This is a genomic window from Nitrospira sp. (genome assembly GCA_037045225.1).
Taxonomy (GTDB): Bacteria; Nitrospirota; Nitrospiria; order Nitrospirales; family Nitrospiraceae; genus Nitrospira_A.
On the sequence record JBAOHZ010000009.1, the window covers coordinates 653,206 to 670,211 of the forward strand.

The 17,006-nt window shown below is 58.9% G+C and carries 16 protein-coding genes; 5 read left to right on the forward strand and 11 right to left on the reverse strand.

The genetic code is table 11. From position 1 onward, the window contains the following. The first annotated feature begins 22 nt into the window (after window positions 1-22). From V9G17_04000 to V9G17_04015, 4 genes are all read left to right on the forward strand, one after another. Window positions 23-685, forward strand: a complete 663-nt coding sequence (locus V9G17_04000) for a hypothetical protein (protein ID MEI2751741.1) — start codon at window positions 23-25, stop codon at window positions 683-685. A 102-nt stretch (window positions 686-787) separates the two neighbouring features. Then, complete coding sequence (locus V9G17_04005; GenBank protein MEI2751742.1) at window positions 788-1,000, forward strand: hypothetical protein; 213 nt, start codon at window positions 788-790, stop codon at window positions 998-1,000. 34 nt (window positions 1,001-1,034) lie between these two features. Next, a complete protein-coding gene (locus V9G17_04010; protein MEI2751743.1) occupies window positions 1,035-2,204 on the forward strand; it encodes a hypothetical protein in 1,170 nt (389 codons plus the stop codon). Window positions 2,205-2,366: 162 nt separating this feature from the next. After that, window positions 2,367-2,765: a hypothetical protein gene (locus V9G17_04015; protein MEI2751744.1), complete on the forward strand. Its 399-nt coding sequence runs from the start codon at window positions 2,367-2,369 to the stop codon at window positions 2,763-2,765. Here the strand turns inward: V9G17_04015 and V9G17_04020 are convergent. The 9 genes from V9G17_04020 to V9G17_04060 form a co-directional block, all read right to left on the reverse strand. Then, on the reverse strand, window positions 2,762-3,238 hold the full coding sequence (locus V9G17_04020) for an FKBP-type peptidyl-prolyl cis-trans isomerase (GenBank protein ID MEI2751745.1): 477 nt from the start codon (window positions 3,236-3,238) through the stop codon (window positions 2,762-2,764). The genes V9G17_04015 and V9G17_04020 overlap by 4 nt on opposite strands. Before the next feature lie 287 nt (window positions 3,239-3,525). Further along, the gene (locus V9G17_04025; GenBank protein MEI2751746.1) at window positions 3,526-4,092 is read right to left on the reverse strand and encodes a DUF882 domain-containing protein; all 567 of its coding nucleotides are present in this window, start codon (window positions 4,090-4,092) and stop codon (window positions 3,526-3,528) included. A 312-nt stretch (window positions 4,093-4,404) separates the two neighbouring features. Further along, window positions 4,405-5,817, reverse strand: coding sequence for a sigma-54 dependent transcriptional regulator (locus V9G17_04030; protein ID MEI2751747.1), 1,413 nt, complete (start codon window positions 5,815-5,817; stop codon window positions 4,405-4,407). A gap of 106 nt (window positions 5,818-5,923) precedes the next feature. After that, window positions 5,924-6,280, reverse strand: coding sequence for a hypothetical protein (locus V9G17_04035; GenBank protein ID MEI2751748.1), 357 nt, complete (start codon window positions 6,278-6,280; stop codon window positions 5,924-5,926). Window positions 6,281-6,337: 57 nt separating this feature from the next. Then, entirely contained in the window at window positions 6,338-6,511 is a 174-nt protein-coding gene (locus tag V9G17_04040; protein MEI2751749.1) for a hypothetical protein, read from the reverse strand. Between the two features lie 193 nt (window positions 6,512-6,704). Beyond that, window positions 6,705-7,352 (reverse strand): response regulator transcription factor, encoded by a 648-nt coding sequence (locus V9G17_04045; protein ID MEI2751750.1) that lies wholly within the window; start codon window positions 7,350-7,352, stop codon window positions 6,705-6,707. 31 nt (window positions 7,353-7,383) lie between these two features. After that, window positions 7,384-10,539 carry a PAS domain S-box protein gene (locus V9G17_04050; GenBank protein MEI2751751.1) on the reverse strand — a complete coding sequence of 1,052 codons (3,156 nt, stop codon included), beginning with the start codon at window positions 10,537-10,539 and terminating at the stop codon, window positions 7,384-7,386. A gap of 258 nt (window positions 10,540-10,797) precedes the next feature. Beyond that, complete coding sequence (locus V9G17_04055) at window positions 10,798-11,220, reverse strand: NUDIX hydrolase (protein MEI2751752.1); 423 nt, start codon at window positions 11,218-11,220, stop codon at window positions 10,798-10,800. Window positions 11,221-11,273: 53 nt separating this feature from the next. Then, a complete protein-coding gene (locus V9G17_04060) occupies window positions 11,274-12,137 on the reverse strand; it encodes an SDR family oxidoreductase (GenBank protein MEI2751753.1) in 864 nt (287 codons plus the stop codon). A 270-nt stretch (window positions 12,138-12,407) separates the two neighbouring features. On the opposite strand from V9G17_04060, the gene V9G17_04065 reads away from it, so the two are divergent. Continuing rightward, on the forward strand, window positions 12,408-13,085 hold the full coding sequence (locus tag V9G17_04065) for a S16 family serine protease (protein MEI2751754.1): 678 nt from the start codon (window positions 12,408-12,410) through the stop codon (window positions 13,083-13,085). Window positions 13,086-13,233: 148 nt separating this feature from the next. On the opposite strand, the gene V9G17_04070 is transcribed toward V9G17_04065, so the two are convergent. After that, on the reverse strand, window positions 13,234-15,708 hold the full coding sequence (locus tag V9G17_04070; GenBank protein ID MEI2751755.1) for a CHAT domain-containing protein: 2,475 nt from the start codon (window positions 15,706-15,708) through the stop codon (window positions 13,234-13,236). Window positions 15,709-15,726: 18 nt separating this feature from the next. After that, a complete protein-coding gene (locus V9G17_04075; protein ID MEI2751756.1) occupies window positions 15,727-17,004 on the reverse strand; it encodes a filamentous hemagglutinin N-terminal domain-containing protein in 1,278 nt (425 codons plus the stop codon). Between the last annotated feature and the right edge of the window lie 2 nt (window positions 17,005-17,006).

Below are 17,006 nucleotides of genomic sequence, written 5' to 3' on the forward strand. Positions count from 1 at the left end.
TGATCTCACGCGCTCGCGATCCATGCCCACTGCACTCCCTCCCCCCGTCAAATCCGATCGCCCTGCGGCGATCTACTCCGCCTTCCTGCCAGGGCTGGGGCAACTCATTCGTGGACGATATAGAGCAGGACTTTCCTACGGGCTGGTCACCATTCTCCTGATCCTCCTGAGCCTGGCGCTCGGGCGGCTCTCCGGCCGCGCCGCCGAAGTCTTCCTCTTTATGTTGCTGGCCCTTCCCTGGTGGGCCCTGCAAAGCTACGATGCGGCTCTTGGACCGGCCGAGAACGATTCTGACCTCGTCAGAACAACCCGCACCGCTTGGTCACAGGGACACGACATCCGGTTTCTCGGACTCCTCTTTCTCGTGAGTGCGGCAAACGATACCCTGCTCATCCTCAGCAATCCCGACTACCTGCTCCCCTTCTTTTGCACCAAATTGGATGGCGTCGCCGGCGTTATCACCAAGGGGCTGTCGCCGATTCTCCATACCCTGGTCGGGTATGGGTTTTTGCGGGTCAAGAAGTGGTCGTTGCTGATCTATCTGGTGTATGCCGCCTACGGCACCACCAACGCCCTCGTCAATTTGGCCTGTTTTGGCCCGGGACGGATTCGAAACACACTCCTCGTGGCACTCGTCCTTTTCACCGGCTATGTGATCGGGCGATGGCGAATTTTCAGGCCCTGACCGCCCACCGTCAGTCCCATTTTCCGTATTTTGACACTCGGGTTGAGCCTGTGTTACCTCTAATAGTTATACCGGTCCACATCTTCAGACGGAGCAGCTTCCATGGCTGAAAACAACGCGGTCTACGCCATTCGATTTCCCGACGGTTCGGTCACCTTGTATATCGACGAAGAATACGCCATTGACCGGGGCGTCGATCCTGCCAAGTTAGTGCGGGTCGAAATCCCCCGGGAACTGTTTGTCAGCGGCAGCATCCAGCAAATCCGTGAATACGTCGCGGTCTACCTTGAAACCAGCCACCAAGGCACGGCTTGAGCGAACCTTTTTACGTCGCACGAAGGGCCACACCATGACCGCTTTGTTCACCTCAGATCTCATTACTTCGACGATCGAACAGACTCCGATTCAAGGCCGGATCATGCTCAAGCTGCTGCTGTTGCAGCACTTTGATATCACGGAAGAAGAAATCACCCATATCGCGGCTGATCGGCCCGATCCGCGCTGTGTTGCCGGCTCGAAACCCCTCCACCAGGTTGTGAAACAAGATGCGTTGCGCGATGTGACCAGCCGCCGTGACGAGTATCGACGTCGGGTCCGATTGCGCCGAGAACGCCTGTGGCTTCAGATGGAGAGCATGAAAGGGATGATCGCCCTCGCCGAGGGGTTGGTGCGTGCCGCCTCCGACATCCTGCTCACACAATATAAGTTAGACGAAGCCGCGGTGACTGCGCTCAAGCAGGACGCTCGTGCAGCGGTTCCCAAACCGGCCATCCGGCTGTTGAATCGTCGGTGGGATGAAGACGACATTTCTGCCGAAGCCTATCAGGAAGCCCGGCTCGGCCTGGAACTTCAAGTGCAACTGCGCCTGCTGGACAAGTACCGAAAGCGGTATGAACTCTCAGCGCGGGAATGGAAATCGGTTAATGCTGCGCCGTTACAGGATCACGAGATCGGGCATATCTGGGGTATTCCCGCCGGAAGTCTCGCAGCGCGGAAGGTCAAACATCTCCACCAGTACCTGCAGGCCCTTCAAACCTCTCTCCAACGGTCGTCGCCGAAGGATCTTCCGGCAACCGCACCGCTCGACCTCTGGAAAGAGACCCTCGCGGTCTTGGGCGAACGACCGGTGGAGCGATCCATTGCACACTACGACGGGTTGGAGCGCACCGAAGACGCGCTCGTGGAAAAACTTCGGACCTTCGCCTGGGGCACCGTGGGCGAAGACCTCGAAGGAAAGTTCTGGCTCTCTCTCGTCCATGGCGCCAGCTCCAACGCCGTCCACTCTGAAAACACCCGTTCGTTATTTGGCCTGCAACGCTTGATGGCTGTGCTGTCGGAAATCGATACCAGTCCCGATGCACTCGAGCAGGAGATGTTGACTCGTACGGCGCCGGTGACAAAGGAAGCCCTGGCGCTGGCGGATGCAGCGGCTCAATCGGCGGTGGAAGAAGTCGGGCAAATGAAGCAGCATGTCTTAACGAGTTTCATGGGCGAGTTACACGACGATCTGCGGCGATAGCGGCTTGGGGGGACCAAGGCCGAAGCCCCCGCCAACAGAACGCGTATTGCACGCTTAAATTTCTGAAAATTTTTTCAGTACCTGATTCTCAGCCTGGAGTGAATTTTGTATAATCCAACCATGAGGCTGCAACCTACGGACGGGCATTCACTCCGGCGGGCGATGAGTAACACAGTCGTCCGGCTCGGAATCGTAACGGTTTTGGCTTGCGCCCTCCCCATTAGCGTACTCTCGGCTGCAGCCTTGGTCGAAGTGACAGAACTCCTAGCCCATCCCGATCACTACGACCACCAAGTCGTCACCGTCAGCGGACGCGTGACTAGCTTTCAACTGGCCACCAATCGCGACGGCCAACCGGCGTTCGGCTTTCTCCTGCAGGACACCGCAGGAACTGTGAAAGTGGTGGGGCTGGGAAAGTCGGATGTGCGAGAGGGTGACTACGTGGTAGTCGAAGGGATCTTCAGCCGTCTTCGTCAGGCCGGTCGCGCTATTGTGTATAACGAGATCAAGGCCACATCGGTCCAGTCGATGGCCAGGATGAATCCAGACCTGGTCGGTTAACGCGCTGCGTTTTCCCCGAACACAGCTCCCGTCATCAGCTGGCGTTCACCACGCCGGATGTCGAGCACCCTGAGATTGAACAACAACGTCTTCCCGGCAAGCGGATGGTTGAGGTCAAGCACGATCACTTCCGGCCTGATGTCGGCGACATAAGGAAACACCACCCGACCGTCCGGAGCGGTAGTTTCCAACTTCATCCCGATCCGTTGGGCCTCCTCCGGAACTCGATCTCGACTGACTTCGAAAAACCCCTCAGGGTGAATCTCTCCGTAGGCATCCACGGGCGCGACTGACACCAGCTTGGCTGTCCCGAGTTCCATGCCGTCAAGTGCCGCTTCCAAGCCTTCCAGAATCTCCTCTTGTCCATGGGTGTAGATCAGCGGAGATTCCCCGACAGTAGTCTCAATGACACGGTCGTCTTCGAGCCGAATGGTATATTCGACGGACACAAGATCGCCCTTGGATACGAACATCTCTCACACTCCTTCTCGGCTGCCCCATGGACTCAGGCCATGGTTCACGCCTCCGTGGCCGACTGTGCGCCCAACCGGCTGCTCTCGCTCGTCGATCAAGTGGCGGATAGCGATACTCAGGGAGCCACATCCACTCCTACCCTATCACGGAGAGGTACGGGGGTCATGCGAATAGCAGGAACCACCGTCCGGCGTCGACCGATCTGGGCAGGAGGCCGACGTAAACGGGAATCGCCCGGTGCGGCCAAAAATCGGGGCACGACGAAGGAACAGGCAGGAATCAATCGTTACCAGTGCCGGTAAGGACCTGAATCGAGATGCACAAACTTGCCACGCGGATAGTATCCCACCCCGCCACAACCGAGTCGCAATGCGACCTCACGTAGTGTCCGCAACGACACACCGGGAATCTGCACATCGACCGCTTTTCCCGACATATGGTAACTATGGCGCGCCGCGCGTGTGCCCATTCTGATGAGCTGCTCGTTATACTCAGGCGAACGATACCCGGACACAATATGCACCGTGCGACGACCGCCGATTCGCTTCTGCACGAGATTGATGAATTCAATCAGCTGCACATCCATCATCGCGGTTTCGTTCGTGTGGTGGCAGCGCAGAAAATGATTGAGCGCATTGAGTGCATCCTGATCGTACTCGCCGGCTCCGTCCCGGTACGTAACCGACAGCCGTTCATCGGTCTGCAGGTTGTATAAGTTCAACCGGCCGTCAGGCAACCGCGACGCCCACGTCTTGGACGGAAAGGCCACGCGAGCAAATGCCAATGCAACCCCGGCCGTGGCCGTGCGTAATAATCCCCGTCTGGTCCAGAGAGACGGTGCGTCAGATCCCATCACGTTGCTCCCACTCAATCATCTGGTCACAATCAGTCGCTCTCTGCGGCTGTCTGCCGTGACGCGCAGAACCGGTGGTTGACCGCCGCCACATCTGGGAGCGGCACGTCAACATCGCCGGGGCACAGAATACACCTCGAGGAAGAAGACACCTCGGAAGACACCCAACTCAGCGGGTGAATGCAGACCGTTACTCTTAGCAAATCGCCGAGGAACGGTCAACCAATTCCCCCGATGAATGCCGGCTCCGCCTTCAGACGCGCACAGATCGCGCATCATGTGCACGCCATGCACCACCCATCGGCAGTGAGATTAGTGTTCGGTCATCGAGGCTCGCGGGGACAGCCCGAGCACGCGCCGCGCATCAAGCGTTCGATCCATCCCATATTGGCGCAGCCGTCGATACAAGGTCGATCGACTGATACCCAGTTCCTGCGCGGCCCGACTCAAGTTCCCTTGCGACAAGGTAAACGCCTTCATGATCAGATCGGTTTCGATCCGCTGTTGATTGACCTTAAAGGAAATCGAACCGTCGTCGCCGGGCACCGTCGAGTGCGCGATATCCAAATCCATCGGGGTGACGTGCGTCCCCTCCGCCATGACGACCGCACGCCCGACCCTGTTGGACAACTCACGCACATTGCCGGGCCAGGAATAGGCCCGCATCGCCTCCATCGCTTCGCGAGTGAATCCCTCGAGCGGCTTCTTGTAGTGAGCCGCGGCCTGACGAAGGAAGGCCATGGCTATCAAGGCAATATCTTCGCCGCGCTCTCGCAGAGGAGGCAGATTGATGTGCACGACGCCGAGCCGATAATAGAGATCTTCGCGGAACGTGCCCTTTTCAATCGCTTCCTTGAGATTCACGTTCGTGGCCGCGATGATGCGGACATTCATTTCGATCGATTGACACCCGCCCACCCGTTCAAATGTGTGATCTTGAAGAAACCGCAGCAGCTTCACTTGCAGAGCATTGGGCAGTTCGCCGACCTCGTCGAGGAAGAGCGTTCCTCCCTGAGCAAATTCAACCTTGCCCTTCTTTTGCCCCACGGCTCCCGTGAACGCTCCGCGCTCGTAACCGAACAGCTCCGACTCCAGCAGGCTTTCCGGAATCGCACCGCAATTGATCGGGATAAACGGCCCCTGCCGCCGTAGTCCCCGATCATGGATCGCGCGGGCCGTCAGCTCTTTGCCGGTCCCGCTGTCACCGGTGATCAAAATAGGGGCATCATTGGTCGAAACCTTGCGGATCGCGTCAAAAATCCGATGGATGCTGGAACTCGTGCCGAGCATGCCGCTGAATTCATCATGACCTGCCGCTGCCGTAACGCCCAACCCATCCCGTTCCAAATCGGCGACGCGCGCCGCACGCCGAATAATCTGCCGGAGAAGGCTCATGTCGAGCGGCTTGGACAACACGTCGTAGGCACCCTGCTGAACGGCGCGAACCGCAAGACTTCGCTCCGTGCTCTCCGTGTAGGCGATTACTTTTCCGCCATGTCCGGTCTGCCGCAATTCCTGCAAGACTCGCACGTATCCCTCGGCAACGGAATTCGACGACGATTCCAAGGCCAGGAGAGTCACCAGTGGCATCTGTTCGTGAATCTGCAACACCGCCGTCTGGGTCCACTCGGCGGCGATCAGCTCAAATTCGTCCTCGAACGATGAACGCACGGCCGCCGCGATGGACGGATCATCTTCCAAAATGAATACTTTGGGTTTCGCCACGATTCGGCTCCTTTCAGCTAATGAGGCCGGAGAGCGACGGGTCAAAAGCCCCTCGGCTCGCGGTCTACGCGACACGATGTCTTAGCAAGTCAGGCGTGGAGGCGTACTACGCAAGCGGTGCCGGAGGATCCAAGGAGTCGCACAGAAACACATCGGCACCGAACGCTTTGGCCAAGTCTGGAAGGGATCCGCTCCAGCGGTCCGCCGTTCGATCTACCATTGCGATGATGGGCACTTGCGGGCAGGTCTTTTTGAGACGAGACAAGGGACTCTGAAGAGGGGCCGAGACAGAGGACACCCTCAGCACGATGACATCCGGCCGAAGCTCTTTCAGGTTATGCTCCAAGTGATGCACGGCCGAAGTTATGGTGGCCTGATACCCGTGCAGCGCAAACCAATCCGCGCATTTATACCCGTTCGTCACGTCTTCATACACCACGGCGACCGTCGGTCGCCTCGGCATTCGCGGCCTGTTGCTCCCAACCGATTGCACCATCATTCCCTCCACACGTTCATCGGCCTAACTCGTGCGTCGAACGTCGGTGATTTGCGTCAATCGATGCTCCATGTGATGCCCCCACCAGCTCAAGTCTTGCAGCATGGCGATTTCCACCACAGTCAACTTGGTCAAGATACTGGGCCAACCAGGCCGAAACGAACCGGTCCGACGGTCGATACACGATCGCTCAACCATCCCGTTTCTTTGAACAGCCTCAAAGACCTCGAGCAATGTCGTCGTCGGGGATATCCAGGGACTATGCATGAGCCTGAGAATAGGCCCGGAGAGAACCTGATGCTATAGGCAGGGGTGCCATTTATGCGTCACAAATAGACAGTATTAGTTCGTCATAGTTACGACTACGTCTGGCAGACTGTCGGCCATGCAATCATACGACCAACCCATGTTGCAGGGCATAGCGCGTTAACTCCGCATTGTTCTTGAGATTCATTTTATCCAAAATTCTTGCCCGATACGTACTGATGGTCGTGACGCTCAGGTGAATACTTTCGGCAATATCGCTGACGGTTTTCCCAGACGCGATCAAGCACAGCACTTCGTACTCCCGATCCGACAGCCGTTCATGCGCCAACTTGTCGATACCCGTCCTGACCGTCAGCGCCAGGGCTTCTCCCACTGAAGCACTGACGTATTGGCCACCGGCCATCACCTTTTTTGATGCGTGCACCAATTCTTCCGGCGCGCTGGCCTTGGTGAGATACCCTGCGGCACCGGCCTTGAACATACGAATCGCATATTGGTCCTCCGGGTGCATACTCAGAATCAAGACCGGCAACGTCGGCGCCAGTTGCTTGAGCTCCTTCAGCACCTCGGGACCACTGCGTCCCGGCATGCTGATGTCCATGACCACAAGATCGTAGGACCGCTCACGCACCTGATCAAGCATCTCCTGCGCGTTTCCACACTCGGCCATCGTGGCGCCTTCGAAGCCTTCTTCCAAAATATCCTTCACACCACGGCGAAAGGACGGATGGTCATCCACGAGAAGAATTCGCACGGTTCCGGTTGTTCGCATAGTACCCTCCATCATGCGCTGGTCCTCTCTGTTACCGAGGCAATTGCAGCACGATCGTCGTGCCGGCACCTTCCCTCGTGTCAATCTGCACGTCCCCGCCGAGCAATCCGGCGCGCTCGCGCATCCCCAACAAACCAAAGGATCTGGCGTCGGCAAGCCGATCAGGCGGAATTCCGCACCCGTTGTCGTTGACCTGCAACAACAATCCCACGCCCTGATCCTCCAAACGCACCTGCACCTCCGTCGCCTTGGCGTGCCGGGTCACATTGGTCAACGCCTCCTGACAAATTCGAAACACGGCAGTGGCATGCTCAGGGGCCACCCGCAAATCTTCATGGCTGACCGTGCAGTGACAGGGAATGCCGGTGCGACGTTGAAAATCACGGCACTGCCATTCGATGGCCGCAACCAGACCAAGATCATCGAGCACACCCGGTCGGAGCTCCGCCACAATCCGCTGTACGGAGGTGATGGTACTATCAACCTGCTCCTTCATCCCTCGAATTTTGTCGTCGATCTTGGCACGATCCCGTGGAATCAGCCGTTCCCCCAGTAACCCGCCCAAACGAGACAGATCGATCTTCAGGCAGGTCAGGCCCACGCCCAACTCATCGTGCAATTCGCGCGCAATTCGCCCGCGTTCCTCTTCACGAATCCCTTCCATCCGCCCGGAGAGCTTACGAAGGCGTCGCAGAGAATCCTGCAATTGTTCCTCGGCACGTTTCCGATCCGTCGTGTCCTTAAAGACAACCACCGCCCCGACGATGTCCCCTCGTTCACGAATCGGGGTACTCACATATTCCACGGAGAAACTGGTTCCGTCTCTTCGCCAGAACCGGCTGTCCGCCTCTTCCAGAATTTCACCGGCCTGAAGCGTCTCGGCAATCGGGCTCCCGTGTCCAGCAAAGGACGGGTCGGCATCATCGGGACCATGCACCAGCGTCGCAAACGACTGTCCGATCAATTGCTCTGCCTCCCAGCCAAACATTTTCGCGGCCGCCGGATTGACGAACGTCAGTCGCCCGTCGCGGTCGATCCCGTAGATTCCCTCTCCCGCAGAATTCAACACGACTTGGTTGTGATGATGCAGGCGGTCCAGTTCTTCCTCCGCCGCGCGCCGCTCGCTGATGTCGCGCATGATAATCGTAAAAAAGAGATCCGATTTCCCTTGCCAGGACGTCACACTCAACTCAAGCGGAAATTCGCCTCCGTCTTTTCGTCGACCGAGGAGTTCCAGCGTCTTGCTGGTCAGTTGCACCCGTTCCAGCACTCGCACCCGCTGAACGTTTCGTTCCAATTCTTCGTGGTACCGCTCGGGAATGATGGTCGTGACAGGCTGCCCAATGATGTCTTCCGCCGAATACCCGAAGGTCGCCTCAGCGCCCTTGTTCCAGAACGCCACTTTCATAAGCGCATTCACCAAGACAATGGCGTCCTTCGTCGACTGTACGATGGAGCGCAACCGTTCCTCGCTGACCCGCAGCGCATCTTCGATCCGGCGGCGTTCGGTGACATCACGGATGATCCCCAAGACACCGATGACTCGGCCTTGGCGCATCTGCGGCGTGCCGACGAACTCTCCCGTCACATACCCGCCCTGCTTCGTACTGATCTGCATCGAACAGGTGAGCGGCGCACCGCGCTCAAGAATGGCCTGCAAGACATCCTGACAAAACCCTGCGTCATCGGGATGCAGCAGCGCAACCAGCGGTTCTCCCATCCATTGGGAACGGGACCAGTTCGTGACCGTCTCAAAGGCCGGATTGAGTGAGGTGATTGTGAGGTCGGCCGAGAGGGTGAAGATGATATCCCGCGCCCCTTCGACCAAACTTCGGAAACGATATTCGGATTCGAACAAGGCATCCTGCGCCCGTTTCAGCCACGTAATGTCATGAAACACCAGCACGGTCCCGGACAGCGCACCGGCCTCATCTTTGATCGGCCGGGCATTGATACTGATCCACCGGCCGGGCAAACTCGGAGAAGCCCGCAGATACACTTCGAGCCACCCAATATTCTCGCCTCGCAGCGCGCGCCCCAGCGGCCAGGCATCCGGCTGGAACGGCGTCACCGTATCCGCATGAAAAAACTCATACCGCTCCGCCCAGGCTATCGGAGGGGCCTGCGTAGGAGAAAATCCGAGAATGCTTTCCACCGCCGGATTGGCCACGACCAGCTGCCCTGCCGCATCCGTCACCACCACGCCGTCGCCCATGCTTCGCAGCACGGAGTTCACGATTCTCGTCTGCGCATCCAATGCCTGTTCAGATCGCTCCAGCGCGTCCGCTCGTTCACGAACCGCTTGCTTGGCCTGCGCAATGCCTGCCGACTGCGTCCGAACCGCGTTTTCGTATACCTGTAACAATTGCTCTGCCACGGCCAATCGTGAGTCGTGCCGAAGATGGGGCCGCCGCTCCGGCGCGCCGGCCACACACCCGGCGCTCGACGAAGGCTCGACACCCGTTTCCGGAGGAGCGGTCTCATCGAAGGCCAACAATGACGTCTTGAGACTCAACGCCAGAGATTTGCACAGCGTCGCCGTCTCGCGAGGTACCGGGGTTCGTGAAAATAAGATCACCGCGAACAGATCACGGGAGGGTAACATCCCGCCGAAACACAAGACCGATTTGACGCCATACTTGAGAACGAACTCCTTCTGCATCGGCACATGCGTGCTTCCCACCGCGTCCGGAACATAAAAAACGTTGAAGGTCTTCTCCTCCAGATCCACCAGCCATTCCCCTTCGGGCGTCACCTCGAAGCTGGACGCCGCACCGAATTGGTGCAGGAGTTGTGAAAACATCGGAAACTGCTTCACAAAATCGGCGTTGACCATCGGAATCACGCGGTAGCGATGGGAGCGTTCCACGTGATTCCAGTCCGGCTCTTCACCGGCCGTGGCGATGAGGGTAAAACACTTGAGATCGGGAAATGGAGCGGTCCCCCCCAGTTTTTCGCGCACCATCTCCTGGGTCGTTGGATCCAACCGGCTGTAGGAGCTCGTCTTGAAGCAGCGGACCAGGACGCAGTCACGGTCCCCTGTGCCTGCATCGCCGAGGGTGTTGAAGAGATAGTCCACCGCACGCGACGCCGCCTCCTGCAGAGAGTTCGACTGCTCCCCCAGTTGACGCAACACGGCTGAGCATTCAGTCATTTCCAACAGGGAAAAACGAGCCAGACTATACACAGGCGGGTCCTCGGGTGATGGGGGAATACGGAGTTACGCGCCACTGATGGACGTTCGTCCGGAGAAGCCAAATCATGAGGAAGGGCGCGCCTCTGCAGAACACTGCCTTGCACGGCGAGACACAGAGTTACTCTCGAGGCGAGTCTAGTAAAGGGGACCCGCCCTGTCAAGGCAGGTAGTCATGCGGGACGCCTCAAGGCGGCGAGAAGAACGACCGGATGGAATCTTATGAGGCCAGGGTGCGGGCAACGACCGCAGCTATCCGGGGAAAGCCCGTTGAGAGAGCGCTTGAGACAACAACGCCACGTCCGAGGGATAAGTGAGGCGCTCCAGCGCGTCCTCGCGACTGACCCACTGCACCTCGTCAACCTCTCCGTCCGGCACGCCCGACTCCTCGAGCGCCGACATGTGAAACCACACCACTGTCTTGCGAAACCGCCGCCCTTGTCGTTGAAACCAATATTCGGTCGTAGAGAGGTCCGCCTCGATCCGGCACCACCAACCGGTTTCTTCTAACACTTCCCGCACGGCAGCCTGAGCAGGCGTTTCACCGGCATCGAGCCGTCCCTTAGGGAACGACCAGACGGGACGTCCTTTGATGTCGGACACCCGGATCAGCAACACATTCTGTTGCCGCAACACCACACCACCAGCCGATCGCACGAGGCCCGCTTCAGGCATGACCCACCCCTCTCCCCACCACACGACCCAGGGCTCGCTCTGACAGACTCCATCTAGGCGCGGTGGGGCAATCCCAGAAACCACGCCAAGAGGCGGTCTTGTACCCGGTCAGGCAGGATCCATTTCAGCATGGCCCTGAACCGCGCATCGGCGCCGACGAGATAGCGCGCACGCGGTCGTGAGGCGGTCAACGCATCGGCCACCACGCGGGCCACAGCCTCCGCCGGAATCGCGCGTGCCGCCGCTTTCTGCATGACATCTTGCATACGGGACAACAGGTGCGCGTAGCGTGCGAGCGACTCGGGTGCGACACCACCAAGCGTCCGTGTCGCCGACATCGTGGCGCGTTGCCATATTTGAGATTGGATCGCACCCGGCTCGACCAACGAGACCGAAATACCCCAGGGCACCAACTCCAGCCGTAACGCGTCGCTCATGGCTTCCAGCGCGAACTTTGAGCCGCAATAGGCCCCCAGAAACGGAGTAGCCGCCAGGCCGGCGATGGAACTGATATTCACGATGCGACCACGAGCCGGCCTCAGCAGGGGAATGAACGCTTGGGTCACGGCAAGCGCGCCGATGACATTGACCTCGAATTGCATCCGTACCGCATCCAGCGGTAAGACTTCCAACGGACCGGCCACGGAGATGCCGGCATTATTGACCAGACCCGCCAAGCCGGTGTCGCGCGTGGCCTGGGCTACGACCTGTTCGGCCGCCGCAATTGATGCGGGATCCGTCACGTCCAGCATCACGATCCGGAGTCGCGATGAGGTCAGACGTGCCAGCGCCTCGCCGTCTTCTCTCCTCCGGACACCGGCCCACACCGTAAAGCCAAGCCCATCGAGATACTGTGCGCAGGCAGCACCGATTCCCGATGACGCTCCGGTGATCACCACGGCTCCTCGCTCCGACATTGCCGACCTCCTCCACGCAGAGCCCGCTCCGGCACACACAAACCTGTGCAGGCGGACCGGCAGCAGAATACCACGCGCGAGCGAGAAGAGGCATCAGGCTCTCCTAGGACTCATCACCTCACACATTTCAGTAGGGAATTTCAGCATCGAAAAATATCTGTTGAATTTCGGCTGTTTGCCCCGCCATTGCCTCGAACACCAGCGGCCTGCAAGCACGACGCCACATCGATTTGACAATCGAGCATCCTCATCTAGACTTGATTTATGCGCATGCGAACAGCATTTCCAAGAAGCGGCACATTCTCACCCATGGTTGCGGGAGTCGCCCTCTCCCTCGCTGCCCTGCTGTCGCTGATTCCCTCTGCCGCCTCCGCAAGCCGAACCCTCACCGTCCCCATCTCCATCGCCACCTACACCGAGGACCAAGTCGGCTTCCCAACATTTGTAATGAAATGGGACGAAGGAAGCCAACCGGATCCCTTGTCCTTTCGGTGGGGACGGAGTCAAGTTCCCGTCAGAGGGACCGGGATGAGGTCCATTCAGCGGGCTTTTCGCTTCGCCGTCGAACGCCTTGCGCCATCCGTTCGCCCGACCGGAACCTTGTCCCTCTATGCGACATTTTCCGGGCCATTGAACGCAGAAGGATCAACGGCAGAGGCCATCCTAGCCATCGGGTTCCTCGCCCTGCTGAAAGGTGACCACCTGAAACAGGATATTACGATCACGGGCACGTTGGAGGGTGATGGCAGGATCGGACAAGTCGCACAGGTGGCTGAAAAAACAACGGCGGCGGCGAAGGCGGGCTACCGCGTGCTGCTGGTGCCGCGAGGACAGTTTTATGCCCCTCGCATCAACCGGGTCAGCCTGAACCTTGAATCGAATGTGCTAGTGCGAGAAGTGGAAACGATCGAGGAAGCCTACGAAATCATGACTGGGAAAAAACTCTAGTCGCTCCCCTCCTACAGTGTCGTGAGCACACTCCGGCAAGATTCGCCCCACATCTGCCACATCTGATTGCACGCCAACACAAGCACCATCGATATAGGATCGATGGCTCTGTCTCGTGTGCGCATCAGGATCTTAGATCCGGTCCCGATCACATCCAATTATTGATCAAGAGAAATGCCGCCCAGAAACTGGGGTGCGTGTGACCACGCTGAGAAAGGATCTTCTGCTGCGCCCGCTGTAAGGCGACGGCTTTTGAGATCGCCGGGTCCTGCAGCTGTCGGTAAAATTCCGACACGAGTTCGGTAGTCGTTTCATCATCCGACGTCCACAAGCTCGCCAACGCCGTCCGCGCCCCTGTCTTGACGGCCACACCGCTCAGTCCGAGTGCCGCGCGATCATCCTCAGCCGACGTTTCACAGGAACTGAGCGTCAAGAGATCCAAGGGTTGCTGCCGATATTGCTGCAGCCCCACCAACTGCGACAACCGATCCATTGTAATCTTACCGTCGTGCGCGAGCACAAACGAATCTTTGGCCTCAGTGCCGACGACCGTATGAGAGGCCACATGGACGATCCCCACGCCCTGATCCTTGATCTCTTCTTCTAGAGAGGGTGCCGAGAACTGTTTGTTCATCAGCAACTTTCCGCCATAGAGCGTTCTGATGGCCTGGACTTCGGTCTCCGCATAACGCGGAGCCGACTGGCCGTCGACCGATTCGGTCAGGCCGACCGACAACAAACTGCCTTTGCGGCGCTGAGCGGCACTCAGATCGGTCAATGCCAGACTCGGGGTCACAGCCACGGCAAGTGAATCCACAAGAAAATGCCGCCCGTCATGCAAGGCTCCCATTGGAATGGTCCGGAGCGAGCCCTCGGCCACCATCACGAGCGTATGAATACCGGCCCCCTGGAGATCCTGCTGAAGAGGCGCCACCAGCCACCCGTGCAACGTCTGCGCAGAAGACAGGTAGTTCTGCGATTGGGAATCCTGGATCAGCCGCCTGAATAAACGAATTTCTTTCGTGAGTTTCTCACCCGTCACCGGAACCCTGACCTGCTTGAGCCCATTGACGGTCTCCAGGAGCAATTCGAGCCGGTCCGGGAAAGAAATCGGATACACCACCGCGGTACCGGGCGCCAGTGTAGCGGGGCTTCGATGACTTGCGACCGTCGTCACACAGTCGTCCTGGAAATAATCTTGCAGTTCGGCTGCATGGGAAACCTCAACCGTCTCCTTCACCCGAACAAGCAACTGCTCACTCTGATCCGGCGTCTTTGCAGCCGCCGCTCTCCGTAACAACACATCCTCATATTCCACGAACAGCGGCGCCACAGACTCGTAATAGGAATGATGCCGTCCCTGATACCCAACGGAATATTCGTAGTGGATCGGTTTCAACAGCGTCACAGCACGTTGATAGGCGGCCAAGGCTTCTTCTTCTTTGCCGGCCGCGCGCAACAGCCGGGCCGTTTGCCATTGCCAACGGTAGAGCGATTCCGGCGCATTCACTTTTTGCGCGGCGAAGGTGGCCTTCCTCGAATACTCCAACGCCTCGGGATTGCGGTGTTCCTGTTCCAGCAATCCGCCCAGATAGCCCCAGGCATAGGATTGTCCGCGTGCATCGCCGGTACGCTCGGCTACGTCCCTGGCCGCGGAAAAGGCATCGGACGATTGCCTCAGCAGGCCGACTCCGAGCCCAGCAGAAGCAGCGGCCTCCGTCGCACGCCCCTTCCCCGTATCCGATTTCTTGGCCACGCCGGATTTCGCGGTCGAGGCAGAGAACAGCTCCTGATAACCAAGGCCGATATTCAACAACCCGGCGGTCTTCGCCTGACCATCCTCCAGCGACCGCACATCCGACCAGGCTTGATCCAAATGACGATGGGCTTCACCCAGCTGTTGGTTCTGGAGCAAGGCCATCGCGCCGTTGATCTCCGCCGTTGCCACCAGCGCCGGCTGCTTGGTCTCGATTGCAAGGCTCCGGCTCTCCGCATAGACGTCGATGGCTTCGGCAAACTGCCGACGGGCCGTCAGGGCATTACCCAGATCGTTCAGCACCCCGGCAACCAACAGGGGTTTTTTTTCCTCACGCGCCAGCGCCAATGCTCTGGTCAGGTGTTCGGTGGCAGGTTCGTCTTTCCCCAACACGTGAAAGGTGTTGCCGAGCTGAGCGAGAATCGCCGCCGTGAGGCCGCGTTCACCGGCCTGTTCCGAGAGTTTCAGCGCGGTTTGCAAGGTACCCTGCGCCCGACGGATCTGCCCCTCCTGCTGAAGCGCATGCGCCAGATTGATCAACGCCTGGGACTGTTCCTTCGGCTGCCCGTCCTCCTCATACCCGCGCGCCGCGTTCATCCAATGCACTGCGGCCTGGGCAAACGCGCCCTGCTGAAACTGTGTCGTCCCCCGTTTCATTTCTTGTGCGGGCGGTATCGACGACGCACCGAAGCCGCCGAACAAATCCACCGCCATCCCGCTCGCAGGCCAGGCGAATCCACTCAATGCAAGCACCCCTACACCGAGTATCGTCAGCGGCAAGATACGCGCGCGCGTGAGGCATGGATTAGCGGCCCCCTGCTTCCGCTTCATGCCGCGGCGAATGACCATGTTACGCATCGTAGGCATGACGTCCTCCTTGGGAAGCTAGCACCCTTGCCATGATTCCAGACCTTGTACCGTTGACTGTCCCTGACTCTGTGCAGTTTGTGTCGCGGGAGCGCCTGGCTCGACTTCGCCGCCGACTTCCTCCAACACCACCGGCGCCGCCAGGGATCCTCCGGGTTGTGACGGCGTGACGTCGCGCGAGGCTTGAACAAGGCTACTGAATGCGCCGTCCTTTCGGGCCGCGCACCGACTGGTCAACAACGGGGCGGGCGGGGCCGGTGCCTCCTGGGGAAGCACCATCGCGGCGCGATTTAAGAATGCCACAGGATCAACGGGGTTAGCCGTATTCACACTGGCCGCATTCGCAGTTGGAAGAGGCGACAACCCACCCAGATCCACACCCACGACTTGGATTTGTGTCACACGTTGGGTGAAAGGATTCGTCGTGATATTGGCCTGCGCCCCCGTCGGCACGGCGATATTGGGGGTCACATCGATAGATGCGGGAATCACACCTCCACCGCCCGCGACGATCAACGTTCCAGGCAGGGCTTGGACCTGCCCGTTCCCTGACACGCCGGAAAAAGGATTTGAGACAAATGGCTGAACACTCATCTCCCCAGCTGAGCTCGTACTGCCGAGCATGACCCGCTGCGCAGTAATCTTCGATCCGTTGATCTGAATTCCGCCCCCCATCAGGCCGAGCACGGCTCCGGTCTGAAGCACCGTAGAGGAAGAAGTCAGAACGATGGACCCATACGGACCCTGCCCTAAAAAGCCGAAGGCGATCGGCGTGCCGACCGACAGCGTGGAATCCAAGGCAAGAAGACCCGTGTTGGCCGTAAAAATTCCGCCATCGCTCAAGCGCACTTGTTGAGCCGAACTGAAATACGCAGAGCCCGACACGTTCAAATGAGCCGTGGGGCCGAATACAATTCCGGCAGGATTGATAAAGAACAGGTTCGCGTTGAGCGCCTGAACCGTTCCATTAATGTTGGATGGCGATCCCCCGATCACCCGACTGATGACGTTGGACACGCCACCGGGATTCACGAAGGCGGCCACATCCCCTGTACCGACGGAAAATTGATTGAAGCTATGAAACAGGTTTGGCCCGCCTGCCGGTCTCGTCCCTCCGGTGATGTTCGTGGTATTGCCCGAGGTGCTCAGGGAGGTCCCAAGACCACCCGGTCCGGAGGGGGTCGCAACGATGTTCGTGGCCTGCCCGTAGGCGATCGACCCCGTATGTCCCAGAAGCATCAGGAAGGCGAGTAACCCGTACGTGAACAGCGGCAGACCTGCGGGGCGACACGTCATGG

Bases quoted from the DNA above. Each gene is read 5' to 3' on its own strand.
- V9G17_04000 (MEI2751741.1), top strand. From the start codon at position 23: ATGCCCACTGCACTCCCTCCCCCCGTCAAATCCGATCGCCCTGCGGCG.
- V9G17_04005 (MEI2751742.1), top strand. From the start codon at position 788: ATGGCTGAAAACAACGCGGTCTACGCCATTCGATTTCCCGACGGTTCG.
- V9G17_04010 (MEI2751743.1), top strand. From the start codon at position 1,035: ATGACCGCTTTGTTCACCTCAGATCTCATTACTTCGACGATCGAACAG.
- V9G17_04015 (MEI2751744.1), top strand. From the start codon at position 2,367: ATGAGTAACACAGTCGTCCGGCTCGGAATCGTAACGGTTTTGGCTTGC.
- V9G17_04020 (MEI2751745.1), bottom strand. From the start codon at position 3,238: ATGTTCGTATCCAAGGGCGATCTTGTGTCCGTCGAATATACCATTCGG.
- V9G17_04025 (MEI2751746.1), bottom strand. From the start codon at position 4,092: ATGGGATCTGACGCACCGTCTCTCTGGACCAGACGGGGATTATTACGC.
- V9G17_04035 (MEI2751748.1), bottom strand. From the start codon at position 6,280: ATGCCGAGGCGACCGACGGTCGCCGTGGTGTATGAAGACGTGACGAAC.
- V9G17_04040 (MEI2751749.1), bottom strand. From the start codon at position 6,511: ATGGTTGAGCGATCGTGTATCGACCGTCGGACCGGTTCGTTTCGGCCT.
- V9G17_04045 (MEI2751750.1), bottom strand. From the start codon at position 7,352: ATGCGAACAACCGGAACCGTGCGAATTCTTCTCGTGGATGACCATCCG.
- V9G17_04055 (MEI2751752.1), bottom strand. From the start codon at position 11,220: ATGCCTGAAGCGGGCCTCGTGCGATCGGCTGGTGGTGTGGTGTTGCGG.
- V9G17_04060 (MEI2751753.1), bottom strand. From the start codon at position 12,137: ATGTCGGAGCGAGGAGCCGTGGTGATCACCGGAGCGTCATCGGGAATC.
- V9G17_04065 (MEI2751754.1), top strand. From the start codon at position 12,408: ATGCGAACAGCATTTCCAAGAAGCGGCACATTCTCACCCATGGTTGCG.
- V9G17_04070 (MEI2751755.1), bottom strand. From the start codon at position 15,708: ATGCCTACGATGCGTAACATGGTCATTCGCCGCGGCATGAAGCGGAAG.
- V9G17_04075 (MEI2751756.1), bottom strand. From the start codon at position 17,004: ATGACGTGTCGCCCCGCAGGTCTGCCGCTGTTCACGTACGGGTTACTC.